This window comes from Alteromonas sp. MmMcT2-2, assembly GCF_022348305.1.
GTDB classification, from domain to species: domain Bacteria; phylum Pseudomonadota; class Gammaproteobacteria; order Enterobacterales; family Alteromonadaceae; genus Alteromonas; species Alteromonas macleodii.
In genome coordinates this window covers 125,113-139,971 of record NZ_JAKRFA010000001.1, presented here as the reverse complement: position 1 = coordinate 139,971, position 14,859 = coordinate 125,113, and the positions used below count along the sequence as shown (strand labels likewise).

The following is a 14,859-nucleotide window of genomic DNA, read 5'->3' as shown; positions in this document are numbered from 1 at the left end:
CAGGATTGACCTCAGCTAAGCGCATCGCTCAAATTCTTCTGTGATTTCCTCCAAGGTTCTCCCTTTTGTTTCTGGGAAGAGCTTGGCAACTAAGATCAGACTGACTAAGGCGAACCCGCCGTAAATTGCAAACGTGGCCGCGGCTCCCAAGTTGGCCAACTCCCAAGGGAAAACAACTTGAACTAGAAAACTGGTGAGTGAATTCACCATGCCCACTAATGAAATAGCCAAAGCGCGGGTTTGATTCGGAAAAATTTCAGCAAGCATCGCCCACATCACAGGGCCAAGGGACATCGCGAACGAAGCAACAAACGCAATGATGCCAAACAACACTAAAGGTGCATTCATATTAATACTGCTGGTTAGCAATGGTTGCTGATACGCATCGTATTCGTCGCTGGTAAGTGTGGTCTTTAGCGTGCGCTTAAACTCAACGTCTGAATAATAAATATCGCTGGTTAGTGGAGTTAGCTTTATTGCCACACTCGGCGCATCTTGCTGTATTTCGTTTATGGCCGTTTGCTGTACTTGATATGTCGCCTGTTTAAAGCCATAGGTACAAATAGACATGCTGATCACTACGCCAGTTAAGCCAATCAGTAGCAGCGGTTTTCTTCCCCATTTATCAATAGTTAGCATAGCGACTACGGTAAATGCTACGTTAACCAAGCCAATCCATACAGCCTGCATAAATGCCGCATTGGTACCTACACCGCTTTGTTCAAAAATCGTGGGCGCGTAAAAAAAGATAACGTTAATTCCGGTAATTTGCTGAGCAATGGCAATGATAATGCCGACCATTAACGGAAATCGCATGGCCTTTGCCTTTAGAAAGCCTAGGCGTTCACGAAAAGGCCACGACTTTTCTTTAAGTGAAGACGCTATATCTTCAACAAGAGCGCTGGCTTGGGCTTTGTCGAATAAGCGGTTTATAACCTGTTCGGCTTCCTCGTGTTGGCCTTTGAGTACCAGCCACCTGGGGCTACGCGGAATAGTAAACAGTAAACCAAACCATAGTGCAGCGGGAATAACCTCCAAGCCCAGCATGTAGCGCCACAAATGCGTATCTATACTCCATTCAGTAACCCAACCTGCACCGCTATTGCTGAGCTGCAACAGGTAATAGTTGGTGAAATAGGAAAGGGCGAAGCCAAATACAATATTTAGCTGGTTCACCGACACCATTTTGCCTCGGTTTTCTGGAGCGCTTATTTCCGAAATATACAGCGGGGCAATGATCAGCGAACAAAACGCAATGCCGCCAATAAAGCGAGAAAGCACTAATAGTTCGAAATTAGGGGCTAAGGCTGAGCCGACAGAAGAAAGCAGGTAAAGGAAAGCGACAAGAATGAGTGCTTTGCGCCTGCCAATAGCGTCGCTAACGCCACCGGCAAATAGCATGGCTATTAGCGCACCTAGTGTCGGTGAGCTTACGACGAAGCCTTGCTGCCAATCGCTTAGGTTAAATTCGGCATCGATAAAGCCATTGGCTCCTGCTATCACACTGGCATCGAAGCCAAAAATAAACCCTCCAAGAGAGACAATGAGTGTGTAATACAGCGACGGAGACAGGGCTTTATTCATTTTATAATTTGCCTAATGTGTCCCTATTTACTACTTCGGGTTCAAATAAGTGCTCAATAGGAATAGGGCTTTTTATGTCATAAACATGTTGTAGCACCCAATAAGCAGCCATTTCTCCCATAGCGTGAATAGGGTTATTAATGGTAGTGAGTTTTGGATAAAGATAGCGCGAAAACAGTACGTTATCGAAGCCAATGATAGAAAGCTGTGACGGTATATCAAATCCCGCTTCTCTTGCGGCGGTCATTGCACCAGAGGCCATTTCGTCGTTCGCGCATACCAATGCGGTAAAGTCAGAGAATGTTCTCTGAAGATGCTGCATGCCTTCTTGGCCTGATGACTCGTGGAAGTCACCTTCAAAGACACTGTTTTCACGAAAGGTAACCCCTGCTTCTTGAAGGGCTCTTTTGTGACCTGCCAGACGATCGCTCGCATCCTTTTTAAATAGCGGGCCGCTAATGTACGCAATCTTTTTGTGGCCTGCGTCAATAGCAGCTTTCGTTGCCATGTAGCCGCCTCTTTCGTTGTCCACAACAAAGCAGTTCTCGTCGAGAGCGTCCACTTTTCGGTTTATCACAACAACGGGGATCTTACTGTCTACTAGTGTTTTTAAGTAGTCATCGGAGACGGCTTCAGCGTGAAGAATCAGGGCATCGCAACGGCGGCTTTTTAAAAACTCAATAGCTTCGTGCTCGCGCTTTTCATCCACATGACCGGCGGTAATAATAACGTGCTTACCGTTTTGTTTAAGCACATGTTCTACCGTACTCATCAAGTCGCCAAAGTAAGAGCCGTGCAGTTCAGATACGAGCAAACCGACGCTGTTAGTGCGGTTTGACGCAAGAGATTGCGCAATGGCATTGGGTTGATATCCCAACGATGCCATAGCGTCCTCTACTTTTTTGCGGGTGCGCTCGCTTACCTTCGCGTTGCCATTCATAACGCGAGAAACGGTAGCTAACGAAACACCTGCGGCCTCTGATACTTGGTAAATTGTTGCCATACGGTTTGGTACTTGTCCTTATTTGATACCGCTAATGTACCCATTTATCCGGCTCTTAACCAGTTTTGAATAAGCCAAAGCGCTTTGTTTTGGCGTACGTTTTTGGGTTTCGTAGTCGACATAAACTATGCCGAAACGCTTTGAATAGCCCAGCGCCCACTCAAAGTTGTCCATTAGGCTCCATGCAAAATATCCGCGTATGTCTACGCCTTTTTCTATTGCTTCATTTACCGCATTTAAATGGGTGTGGAAGTAGGCGGTACGCCCATTGTCCAACACTTCCTCATCTATGAGCTCATCATCCATTGCTGCTCCGTTTTCAGTGATATAAATAGGCGGTAAGTCGTAGCGTTGGTGCAAATCAACAAGCAGCTCGGTAAAGGCATCAGGAGTGATTTCCCAGCCCATTGCGGTTAATTCGGTTGTGGCTGGAGGCACAATTTCAAACCAACCATTGCCATCACTTTGATACACAGTGCGGGTGTAATAATTAATGCCTAAGTAATCGATTGGTTGGCAAATAATAGCCATATCACCTTCCGCAATGTCTGGCTTAACGTCGGGAGCGAGCTTATCGATAATGTCTGGATATTTGCCTTCAATGATAGGCTTTAGATACCATTGATTGTGGTAATCATCGGCGAGTTTGGCGGCGTGTATGTCTTCGGGTGAATCACTTTTTGTATGGCAATTGCTAAAGTTAAGTACGATACCGTTTTGGCTTTTTGGGCAAACTCGGTTAAGCACCTTCAACGCTAAACCGTGAGCAAGCAATAAGTGATGCGCTGCCTTTCGACCATTTGCCATGCCTGTCTTTCCAGGTGCATGAATGCCTGCCTCATAACCCAAATAGGCTGAACAAAATGGCTCATTTAATGTCGCGTAAGAGTGGACTTTTTCGCCCAACGCGTTTGCTACGGCTTCAGCATATTTTTCGAATTCATAGGCTGTGTTGCGATTAAGCCAGCCACCGTTGTCTTCAAGGTGTTGCGGTAAATCCCAGTGATAAAGCGTAACGAACACTTTCATGCCGCGCTTGATAACTTCATTGATTAAGTTTACGTAAAAGCGCATGCCCACTTCGTTTACGCTACCGTCCTGTTTCATCACTCGTGGCCAAGAGATAGACAGTCTATAAGCATCAACACCAAGAGAATCAATTAGCTCTACATCTTGTTTCCACAAATCTATGTGGTTACAGGCAATGTCACCGTTAGTGGCATCAGTAATGGCATTTTTCTTTTCGCAGAACGTGTCCCAAATACAATCTAACCTTCCTTTTCTGTCTCCCTCTATTTGGAAACTTGATGTAGCCACACCAAACAAAAAGTCTTTCGACAACATCATTGAATTGGATGGAAGGTTAATTTCTTGCATCGTGGGTATGTCCTGACTATAACAATTTTTTCATATTAACCCTGCGCTAGACAGGTCAAATAACATCATATTTACATTGAATTCGATTACGCTTCGTGTAATTATCTCTTCAATGTAAGCGCTTACAAAATCACTTGTAGTTAGATGTAAGCGCTTTCAAATGTAAATTTATCATTAAATAGAAAAATAGCAACAGAGGTTATTCGTGGACACACCAGTGCAGCCTAATATTTCAAGCGCCCAAGAGGCAGAGGCAAACGGTGGATACCGTTTTGCGCTTATCTCACTCACCACGCTGTTCTTCATGTGGGGTTTTATTACCTGTTTGAATGACATCCTTATTCCTTACTTAAAAGGTGCATTCAACCTTAGCTTCACACAAGCAATGCTGATTCAGTTTTGCTTTTTTAGTGCCTATTTCATTGTGTCACTGCCTGCAGGCATGGTGGTGTCGCGCATTGGTTACCAGAAAGGTATTGTACTTGGGCTCGCTATAGCCTGCGTGGGGTGCTTGCTGTTCTTCCCCGCTGCATCAAGTCAAATATACGGTATTTTTCTGTTAGCTCTTTTTGTATTAGCGTCTGGTATAACCGTACTTCAGGTGTCTGCCAACCCTTATGTAACGGTACTCGGCGACCCTAAAACTGCCTCGTCACGACTCACCATGACCCAAGCATTTAACGCTTTTGGTACAACCGTGGCTCCCTTCTTCGGTTCTTATCTTATATATGGCGCTACAGGAGAGCACGGAGGCGGTACGCCAAGCGCTTCAGACGTGCAAGTGCCTTACCTAATTCTTGCTGCATCACTGCTTCTTCTGGCTCTTATTTTCATGTACTTAAAGCTGCCGAAGCTAAATCACACCAGCGCAAGCACTGGAGTATTTAAAGGAGGTGCATGGCATCACAAGCACCTTGTTTTAGGCGCTGTCGGCATTTTTATGTATGTCGGCGCGGAAGTGGCTATTGGCAGCATGCTAGTGAATTATCTAGCGAGTCCGGCGGTTGGCGGATTAAGTGAGGCAGGGGCGGCCAAGCTACTTGCCTACTATTGGGGAGGCGCGATGGTAGGGCGCTTTATCGGTGCTGTGGTTATGCAAAAAATCTCAGGCGGTTATGTACTGGCGTTTAACGCTTGTATGGCTATTGCGCTTATTTTGCTATCACTTTCAAGCACAGGCGATATAGCGCTGTGGAGTATTTTGGGAGTAGGTTTGTTTAACTCAATCATGTTCCCCACCATTTTTAGCCTTGCACTTCACCAGCTAGGAAAAGACACCCCACAAGGTTCTGGCATTCTCTGTTTAGCCATAGTTGGCGGCGCCATTATTCCACTTCTTCAGGGCATGCTGGCAGACACTATCGGCGTTACGCTGTCATTTTTACTACCCGCTTCTTGCTACCTTTACATTGCCTACTATGGCCTTGTAGGAAGTCGCGTATCTCACATTAATACCACTGAAAAGTAACGAGGATTAAGAATGCGAAAAAGTATAATCGCGAAAGTTGTTACCGGTGCATTGGTTGGCGTTTTAGTTAGTGCATGTTCAGCTGAAAAAAATACGGCTTCAGTCGATGACGTTGAGCCACAGCCAAACAAAGCGGGCGAGGTATGGCCTAAACTAGATATTGAAGTTAAAACAAACGCTACTGTCGAAACTAAGGTAGAAGAAATTCTGTCTACCATGACTACCGAGCAAAAAATTGCGCAGATGATCCAGCCTGAAATTCGCAATATCACGGTAGAAGATATGCGCAAATATGGATTTGGTTCTTATCTTAACGGCGGTGGTGCATTCCCTAATAACGACAAGCACGCCACACCAGAAGACTGGGTAGCACTTGCAGAAAAGCTTTATCAGGCTTCCATCGATGACAGTTTGGACGGCTCGACAATTCCTACAATGTGGGGGACAGACGCTGTTCACGGTCATAACAATGTTATAGGCGCAACCTTGTTTCCTCACAACATTGGATTAGGCGCGGCGAATAACCCTGAACTGGTAGAGAAGATTGCGCACATTACAGCTAAAGAGGTCATGGCAACAGGTATCGATTGGGTATTTGCGCCTACCGTTGCTGTGGTTCGCGATGACCGATGGGGCAGAACCTACGAGAGCTATTCTGAAGACCCAGCCATTGTTAGAGAGTATGCTGCTTCAGTGGTTAAAGGTCTTCAAGGCGCGGCTGACAAAGACTTTTTAAGCGACCAGCGTGTAATTAGCACGGTAAAGCACTTTGTAGGTGACGGCGGTACGGTTGGCGGTGATGACCAAGGTGACAATGTTGCCAGCGAACAAGCGTTATTTGATATTCACGCCCAAGGCTACGTGGGCGGACTAACGGCGGGCGCACAATCTGTTATGGCGTCGTTCAATAGCTGGAATGGCGAGAAACTTCACGGTCATAAATACTTACTAACCGACGTACTTAAAGAGCAAATGGGCTTTGACGGGTTTGTAGTCGGTGACTGGAACGGTCATGGGCAAGTTAAAGGTTGCAACAACGAAGATTGTGCGCAGGCCATTAACGCAGGCTTAGATATCTTCATGGTGCCAAACGATTGGAAGGTGCTGTATGACAACACTCTTGCTCAAGTAAACGACGGCACCATCCCTATGTCGCGTATTGATGATGCGGTACGCCGAATTCTTCGAGTGAAAGTACGCGCTGGACTTTTCGAAAAGCCAAGCCCGGCAAACCGCCCGTTATCTGGCGACCGTTCGCTTATTGGTAAGGCAGAGCATAGAGAAGTGGCGGCGCAAGCGGTGCGCGAGTCTCTGGTACTGCTGAAAAATAAAAATAAAACCCTCCCGATTTCTGCAAGCAAACGCATATTGGTAGCGGGCGATGGTGCGGATAACATCGGCAAGCAATCAGGTGGTTGGAGTATTACGTGGCAAGGCACAAATAATACCAACGATGACTTCCCTGGCGGCAGCTCTATTTATGACGGTATTAAAGCACATGTAGACAATGCTGGTGGTAACGTACAGCTATCGGTTGACGGTAGCTTTGAAACTAAACCTGATGTCGCCATAGTGGTGTTCGGTGAAGAGCCTTATGCAGAAGGTCATGGCGACAGAGAAACCTTAATTTATCAACACGGTAGCAAGACGGATCTAGCGTTGCTCGAAAACTTGAAATCTCAGGGAATTCCCGTGGTGTCGGTGTTTATCAGCGGCCGTCCGATGTGGGTTAACGCAGAGCTTAATGCATCTGATGCATTTGTTGCAGCTTGGCTTCCTGGCTCTGAAGGTGCAGCGGTGGCAGACGTTTTGTTTGGTGAGCAGGACTTTAAAGGCAAGCTGTCTTTCTCTTGGCCGTCAGAGCCTCAGCAGATCGTTAACAAGGGCGATGAAACCTATGAACCTTTGCTGCCTTATGGCTTCGGCTTAACGTACAGCGATGACAATGTTCTAAGCGATACGCTAAATACTGAAATTAAGGTGAGTACTGACAGCAACAAGCCGATGGAAATTCTAAAGGGCTCGGTTGAGGCACCTTGGGTATTATGGCTCTACTCTGGTGATGATTCTCTGGCAGTGAACGCAAGCACGCATACTGTTGGAGCCATTACTTATCGTACGGTTGATAAGGAAGTGCAGGAAGATGCGCGTAAAATCACTTTCGATGGCACCGAGTTCGCCGCTATGCGTTTTGCAAGCAAGAGCTTCTTCCGTGAAGATTTAAGTGCGCAACTACTTACGCATGGTGCCTTAAGCTTTAACGTTAGTCGTCACTCAGACATAAATGCACCTGTAACCGTAGGCATGAACTGTGAAGGCGAGGGAGACGCAGCGGGCAGCTGTTCAACTCAAATTGATATTAGCGAGCAGCTAAAGGCAATGCCAGCTGACACATGGACAAACATAAGTATTGACCTACAGTGCTTTGTTAATGAAGGTATCGATTTTACCGGCCTTGTTGTGCCGTTTGAGCTGGGAAGTTCAGGGAAGGCTAGCTTGAGTGTGGCAGATATTCAGTTTACCCCTGAGGCTGACAAATCGGCGAGTATAAGTTGCCAAAACTAAACAGTAAGTAGCTCTCAACGCTACTAGAAAAAACAACGCCGCCAACCTCAAAAACTGGCGGCTTTTTTTTGTTTGCACCGACCTTGAGCCTTCCGTTTATCGATCTATTATGCAGTTCATCCCGTAGCCAACCTGTAATATAAACAACAATCGTTGGTGAGATGAAAGTAGATAAGACGTGTTTCCGTCCTGCATTCATCCTTGTCATTCGGGAAAATTACAGGGTAGTAAAATGACAGATGAACAGCGTGCAACACCAAGTCTCTTACTTGCGTTAACACCTGTTGTATTGACGCTTTTAATCCTCGGCACCCAGATATTTTACTTCGGCGTGTTTGAGCCTCATATACCGCTTGCCATTGGCATAGCATTAACAAGTTTTGTTGGTACTTATCTTGGTCTAACGTGGGAAGAAGTGCGGGCAGGAATCTTTAAAGTTATCCATGTTGCGTTGCCGTCGGTAAGTGTACTTATTGTCGTAGGGATGATCATAGGTATTTGGATAGCCAGCGGTACGGTACCCACCATTATTTACTACGGGTTAAAGACCCTGTCTCCCCAAATTTTTCTGGCCGCGGGTATGGTTATCTGTGCAGTCGTTTCAGTTTCTTTAGGCACAAGTTGGGGCAGCGTAGGCACCGTTGGTTTAGCATTAATGGGTATCGGTGAAGGATTCGATATCCCCATGTACTGGACGGCGGGAGCAGTAGTTTCAGGCGCCTTTTTCGGAGACAAGGTATCGCCGCTGTCGGATACTACAAACCTTGCTCCAGCGGTTACAGGTACCGATGTGTTTTCACATATCAAGAATATGATGGCAACGACAATCCCTGCCATGGTGCTCGCATTTCTGATCTACCTTGGCGTCGGCTTCTTCGTTATCGATGCTCAGAGCGTCTCATTTGCAAAAATTGCAGGTATCACCAGTGCATTAGAAGATAACTTTACCGTTACGGGGTGGGCGTTATTGCCAGCGCTTGTTGTTATGGGGTTGGCCTTAAAGAAAATTCCCCCCCTTCCTGCGTTATTTGCAGGAGCGGTTGTGGGAGGAGCTTTCGCCATGTTTATGCAAGGTCAGAGTCTGCAAGCCGTTTTCGATTATGCAAATAACGGATATGCCATTTAAACCAATATTGTTGAAATAGATAGTTTGCTTAATCGCGGCGGCGTTCAGTCAATGATGTGGACTATTTCATTGGTATTGATTGCGCTTGGTTTCGGTGGAGCGTTAGAAACGACAGGCTGTCTAAGAAGCATTATCAATGCAATAAAGAGCAAAGCGAAAACCTTTGCTGGTACACAGATAGCAGCGGTTGGTACGGCGTTTTCTACTAATCTGGTGGCTGGCGACCCGTACTTGTCGGTAGCCTTGCCGGGAAGAATGTATTCACCCGTTTATAGAGGCATGGGTTATTCCACGCTTAACCTGTCCCGTGGCATTGAAGAAGGGGGCACGTTAATGTCTCCGCTCATCCCTTGGAATGCCGGTGGTGCGTTTGTGATATCTGCTCTTGGCCTGGGTATTTCTGGCGCAAACTTAGAAAACCTGCTGTACATCCCTCTTGCCTTTGCATGTTGGACGGCGCCCCTAATAGGAATATTTTACGCCTATGTCGGTTGGTTCTCACCCAAAGCCACTAAAGCTGAAAAGGAAGAGTGGGAGTCTTCTGGCGCCGAAATAGCGAAATTTAACAAGGACGGAACGCCCGTTACCGAGTAATGTTGGATAAGCGAAAACAGTCGCTTGAAACGCGCAAGTGACCGTAGCTAAAACTAGTTACTACAGTGTTAAAGTCTGATGACTCTAATACTGTAGTACACTCGACTTATTGGCATTCAATTCTTTGGTTTTCTTAGTCATCCTGACTGAAAATACAAACTCTATTCCTACCAAACTTTTTAGCGACATAAAGTGCTTCGTCACACTGCTTAATGAGATTCGATGTTTCAATCCCTGTTTGATACTGCGCAATGCCAGCAGAAAAGGTTTGTGCGCTGATATTTGGCGAAATACGCACTTTTCGATAACTATCAAGGATAGAGTTAACAACTTTTTTAGCCTCGGCAGCCGACGTGTTAGGAAGGCACAGAATGAACTCCTCTCCACCATAACGTCCAAATGTATCTGTTTTTCTAATGGACTTGGAAACGTGTTCACAAAAGGCTTTGAGTAAATCGTCCCCACACTCATGGCCATAGTTGTCATTGATTTCTTTGAAGTTATCTAAATCGATTAACACCAAAGATAAGTCGTTTTTATACGCCTTTGCTTCATTTAGCTCTAACTGCACTGCGCCGAGTAAACTTCTTCTATTACGAACGCCTGTGAGCGTATCTACGGTCGCTAATGTTTCCTGTTCTCTTTTCAACCTTCGCTGGACAGCATATAGATAGCTAATGAGGGCTAAAAGTCCTAATAAAGTCAGCGCCCCAGCAGTAAGAATTAGATTCATTCTGTTGCTGTTTGCAAGTTCCAGTTGAGATAATTCGTGCTGTTGTTTTAACAGTTGTAGTTTTCGCTCAGCTAACGCACTTTCATAATAGTCGCTAAACAGTTCTTTTCTGTCGTCAGTTTGATAGTAAAGAGATTGATAAAAGTTCTTACTGTCTCGCAATGCTGAAATGGCAGCCTCTTTGTTCCCCAGCTGCTCGAAAAGAGAAGACTGAATAGATTTGAATTGTGCCCAATGTAAATCGGGTGAGCTGTACTCGTCACTCAAGTTGTCGATAATTAAAGCTGACAACGCGTTAGCTCTTTCAAACTCACTCTGTTCTACTAGTGCTTTGAACCGAGAAATTTGATAAGTGTTAGTATCGTATGAGGTCGGTAGTAAGGATATGAAACTCTCAGTTTTTTCAATTAATTCATGCGCCTCTTTTACTTTGCCCAGAGCATAGAAATATTCAATTTTTAAAACTAGTCCATAGGTGTAGGTATCCCAGTCCTCAATGGATGTAGCGTATTCGGTGTATTTTTCGAGCATGTCGAAAGCCTCATCTATTCGACCTAAGTTCTCGAGGTTTCTTCGTTGGCAGTCTAGGGCAATTTGGTAATACCGATGGGGGCTAGACAAAGGCCTAGTATAAAAAAAGGTCTCTGCACGAGAACACAATTCTAAAGCACGCTTATTCTCCCCTAAGTAAGACATATTGAGCCCTATCTCAAGCTCCATGTTTTCTATTGCACCGTCTCCAAAGAAGCGTTTTTCGGTTAATGAAGGCAGTTCGCCTAACACTTTCGCGCCAGAGTTTAGGGATGCTCTTATTAGTCCCATTCTCGCTAGAAAAATGGATTTAGTCGCAATAGCGTCAAAGTAAAGCTCAGGATCATTGTCGTTGGCAAACGCTATTACTTCGTCAATAGTGCTATGGGCTAAACGCCACTTTTCCTGAATGGCGAGGTTATAAGCTGACAGAATGTTGTGTCTGAAATACAACGCTGGGTGTGAACGCTTTATATCTTTTAAGTGGTCTTTCGGGGCAAGTTTGTACTCTTCGAATCCCGTGGGATGATCAAGCATAGATTGCAGTAAAGCAATGTAAACAGATGCAAGAGATGACTGTTCAGATAAGACATCAGAGTCAGAGACTAATGCCGTTAACTCTTCTTCACTGTCGGGTTTACTGCCTATAATTTGGGAATACGCTTGGAAATATCTGTCATCGTCAGATGCGAAGGTATTGTTTATTCCCAACAAAAATAGCACTAGTACGCTAATACACTTCTTATACTTCACTCGCTTTCTTCTTTTATTACTCGTACCTGAGCTTGTCTAGTGAGGTTATCAAATATTGGAAGAAATGTTTGATAATTCTAGCGTGCTAAAACAAAAAAGGGCCTGAAAAGGCCCTTAGTATTATTGCTCTATCAACTTAGAAAGTATATCTAGCGCCAAGCGTGTAGCGAGGTCCGTACTGACGAGCAAATAAGAATTGCTCTTCGAATCGGCCGTAGCCACGCTCTGTTTCGTCGTTAATGTTTACGCCTTCTAGGAAGATAGTTAGGTGCTCATTCACATCATAGTTGATGCTGGCATCAACTTGACCAAAGGTGTCGAACTGAGTTGCTGGGTTATCTGAAGAACCTTGTGCTTGGCCAATACCCACAACATAGTCTGAGCGCCATGCATAGGTCACTTTTACAGAAAGGCCTTCTTTCTCATAAAACACCTGGAAGTTGGCGGAGTCGCTGATACCTACTAGCGGGTCTTGCTCGTTCAGGTTGTAAGGATCGTATTCAACGTCACCGTCAACTAACGTTGCGTTGGCGCCGAAACCAAAACCAGTGTCGCCAAACGTGTGCTGTATAGCTAGCTCAATACCTTCAACGGTTTTTGAATCGCTGGAATTACCAGGCTGTGTGGTACGCCAGGTAATTAACGGGTCGTCCGCATTAGGGGTTACCACACCGTTTTCGTCAGCATAGCCGTTATCAATAAAGTAATTATAGATAGCGCTATCGGTGGCTTGCTCACCAGCTGCCGTTAATGCGGTCACGGCTTCGTTCCAGCGAGGGCCTTGATAGATGTCGCGTAAACCTTCGAACTGCTGATCTTGACCTGTGGTTGTAATGTAGTTTTCAACCGACTTTCTGAATAAACCCACGGCAAGCATGCTCGACTCGTCGTAGTACCACTCAAATGAAAGGTCTAAGTTAGTTGACTCGAACGGTAGCAAGCTGGTGTTACCCGCCGATGCGGTTCTCGCGCCAATTTTAGGGCTTCCACTGAATGCCAAGCCACCTTGTAGCAAGCCAATCGGCGCTCTGGTAATTGATTTACCCCAAGAGAAACGCGCAACAATGTCATCCGTCACATCTACTTTTACGTCGAACATGGGTAATAAAATGTCATATTCGCCAGTAAAGTCTTGCACCTGTAGCTCGTCTTCAAACTGCGTGATCCACTCAGAAGCTGCGACCCAATTTACCTGCACAGGTACACGAACCTCCGCAGAGCTTGGCACTTCTGTTTCTTCGTAGCGTACACCAGCATTTATTTGCACGTAATAATCACCGACCTCGAAGTCCCACTCTGACTGAACATAAATAGAGTCGGTAATTTCCTCTACGTTACTGACAGAAGGCGCACCGCTGAAGTAAGGGTCGATAGAGTAAGCGTTACTCTCGCCAACGACATCACCAGTAATGAAAGCAAGTTGACGGGCAATGGCTTCGTCAAAATCATAGGTGTAATAGTAACCCGGATTCATGCCTGCGCCGCCACCGTCAAAAGCGTCTAGGAAGCCTGATGTGTCATTGCGAATAAACATGCTGTCTGGGAAAATTTCTGTGAAAGATGGACTAAAACCCGGGCCACCGCGTAGTCCGCTCCACGCTTCAAAACCCGTCAATGCTTGTTCTGTTCGGGCGTAACCAAAGTCAATTTTAACCAGTGGTATGTCGAAAGCTGAGTTATACCACGTGCCGTCAAGCTGCAGTTGCTCAATATCAGAGCGACCTGGTGAGTAAATGAATTGGCTGAAGTTAGAGTCAATTTCACTAGGTAAGATTTCATTCGTACCGTTGTTCCAGTTCACATAAACTTGTGGAATCTCGCCTGCTCTGTAGTCGTAAACTTTTGACTCAAGCTGGTTTGAGCCCAGTATAATTTGACCAGAGCTACCCAAACCTTTGTCATAACCGTTATCAATCTCGTTGTAAGAATCGTGGTAATCCAGACGGAAATGCCAATCGTCAGACACTACCCAGTCTAGGTTTACACCAATTGAACGCGCGTCAACTCGCGTGGTTTCGCGACTGGCAGTAAACGAGCCGTCGTCGCCACTAATATCGGCATAGACTGCTGTACCATTTTCGTCTAATTCGTACGCATTAATATTAGCGCCAAAGTTATTCCAAATACCCCATCCCACTGTGTTGGTGCCAGTAGTGGCGCGTGTTGCAGTGTAATCTATCGTTGCCGTAAAATCGTCAACTGGGCGAAATTGGAAAGTAACTTGGGCGTTTGAACGCTCACGCTGAACGTCAGTAATGCTGTAGTTCATGTCTTTAGGGAAGAACGCAGCGTCGGTAATATTGGTGCGGTTATCAACCACATTTTCAGGGTCTAAGTCAGGTAGTGCAGCGTTTTCTTGAAGCTGCCAGCCTTGAATATTTGCCGCTTGCTGCTGAAAGTCACGTTCTTGGTGAGAGAATGACAGACCAAATCCAAACATGTCATCGGCAAACGTGTTGCTGTAGACACCAGCAATTTCAGGGGTTACGTCATCACCCGCTTCGTTAGACGAGTCGTAAATACCTTTCACTGAAAACGTGGCATTTTGTCCTGATTGCGCCAACGGCTTCATGGTAATAATGTTTACCGTTGCACCTAGTCCCCCGCTGGGATTTTCTGCACGGGCGGTCTTCTGAAGCTCAAGCGTGTTTACACCTTCAGAAGAAAGGTTGGCTAAATTGAAGGAACGGGTAAAGCCCGTCCCCGGCATTTGTCTACCGTTCAGGGTAATTAGGTTGAACTCAGGACCAAAACCACGAACGGTAATTTCACTACCTTCACCGTTTGAACGACTAATACTTACACCTGTAATGCGTTGAAGTGCCTCAGCCAGGTTGGTATCAGGAAATTTACCTAGTTCTTCAGCGGATATGGCATCTACTACGCCGCTTGAGCTGCGTTTCAAATCCATAGAGCGGATCATACTGCCGCGAATACCGCTTACTTGAATAACTTCAACTTCGCCCTCTGCCGGTGTTACCGCTTCTGATTCTTGTGCGTAAGAGGGAAGAGCTAGGGTAGAGCCCATCAACAAAGCCATTGATGTGGCAAGCTGGGTCTTTTTAAATGGTGTGTTTTTCATAATTGCCCTACTAATTCTTATCAATTGGTCACTGCCGCTTTAA

General features: G+C 45.7%; 7 protein-coding genes and 1 pseudogene. 3 read left to right on the top strand and 5 right to left on the bottom strand.

Annotated elements, in window-relative coordinates; genetic code table 11:
• Positions 1-15: 15 nt before the first annotated feature.
• From MHM99_RS00575 to MHM99_RS00565, 3 genes are read right to left on the bottom strand one after another with little or no spacing between them, the layout of a single operon-like run.
• Positions 16-1,584, bottom strand: a complete 1,569-nt coding sequence (locus tag MHM99_RS00575; protein ID WP_049585647.1) for a sugar porter family MFS transporter — start codon at positions 1,582-1,584, stop codon at positions 16-18.
• Between the two features lies 1 nt (position 1,585).
• Positions 1,586-2,587 carry a LacI family DNA-binding transcriptional regulator gene (locus MHM99_RS00570; RefSeq protein WP_014977687.1) on the bottom strand — a complete coding sequence of 334 codons (1,002 nt, stop codon included), beginning with the start codon at positions 2,585-2,587 and terminating at the stop codon, positions 1,586-1,588.
• 18 nt (positions 2,588-2,605) lie between these two features.
• Positions 2,606-3,964: a GH1 family beta-glucosidase gene (locus tag MHM99_RS00565; RefSeq protein WP_049585649.1), complete on the bottom strand. Its 1,359-nt coding sequence runs from the start codon at positions 3,962-3,964 to the stop codon at positions 2,606-2,608.
• 205 nt (positions 3,965-4,169) lie between these two features.
• On the opposite strand from MHM99_RS00565, the gene MHM99_RS00560 reads away from it, so the two are divergent.
• The 3 genes and pseudogenes from MHM99_RS00560 to nhaC all read left to right on the top strand — a co-directional run bounded on the left by MHM99_RS00560 (position 4,170) and on the right by nhaC (position 9,717).
• Positions 4,170-5,432 carry a sugar MFS transporter gene (locus MHM99_RS00560; RefSeq protein WP_049585650.1) on the top strand — a complete coding sequence of 421 codons (1,263 nt, stop codon included), beginning with the start codon at positions 4,170-4,172 and terminating at the stop codon, positions 5,430-5,432.
• A gap of 12 nt (positions 5,433-5,444) precedes the next feature.
• Positions 5,445-7,997, top strand: a complete 2,553-nt coding sequence (locus tag MHM99_RS00555) for an exo 1,3/1,4-beta-D-glucan glucohydrolase (protein WP_049585652.1) — start codon at positions 5,445-5,447, stop codon at positions 7,995-7,997.
• A 232-nt stretch (positions 7,998-8,229) separates the two neighbouring features.
• Positions 8,230-9,717 (top strand): annotated as a pseudogene (nhaC, locus tag MHM99_RS00550) (Na+/H+ antiporter NhaC).
• Positions 9,718-9,850: 133 nt separating this feature from the next.
• Here the strand turns inward: nhaC and MHM99_RS00545 are convergent.
• Positions 9,851-11,734, bottom strand: a complete 1,884-nt coding sequence (locus tag MHM99_RS00545) for a GGDEF domain-containing protein (protein WP_239217707.1) — start codon at positions 11,732-11,734, stop codon at positions 9,851-9,853.
• 136 nt (positions 11,735-11,870) lie between these two features.
• Complete coding sequence (locus MHM99_RS00540) at positions 11,871-14,816, bottom strand: TonB-dependent receptor (RefSeq protein WP_239217706.1); 2,946 nt, start codon at positions 14,814-14,816, stop codon at positions 11,871-11,873.
• Positions 14,817-14,859: the final 43 nt, after the last annotated feature.

What these genes read in the sequence shown, in the direction of transcription:
- MHM99_RS00575 (WP_049585647.1), bottom strand. Translation starts at nt 1,584, where the DNA reads ATGAATAAAGCCCTGTCTCCGTCGCTGTATTACACACTCATTGTCTCT.
- MHM99_RS00570 (WP_014977687.1), bottom strand. Translation starts at nt 2,587, where the DNA reads ATGGCAACAATTTACCAAGTATCAGAGGCCGCAGGTGTTTCGTTAGCT.
- MHM99_RS00565 (WP_049585649.1), bottom strand. Translation starts at nt 3,964, where the DNA reads ATGCAAGAAATTAACCTTCCATCCAATTCAATGATGTTGTCGAAAGAC.
- MHM99_RS00555 (WP_049585652.1), top strand. Translation starts at nt 5,445, where the DNA reads ATGCGAAAAAGTATAATCGCGAAAGTTGTTACCGGTGCATTGGTTGGC.
- MHM99_RS00540 (WP_239217706.1), bottom strand. Translation starts at nt 14,816, where the DNA reads ATGAAAAACACACCATTTAAAAAGACCCAGCTTGCCACATCAATGGCT.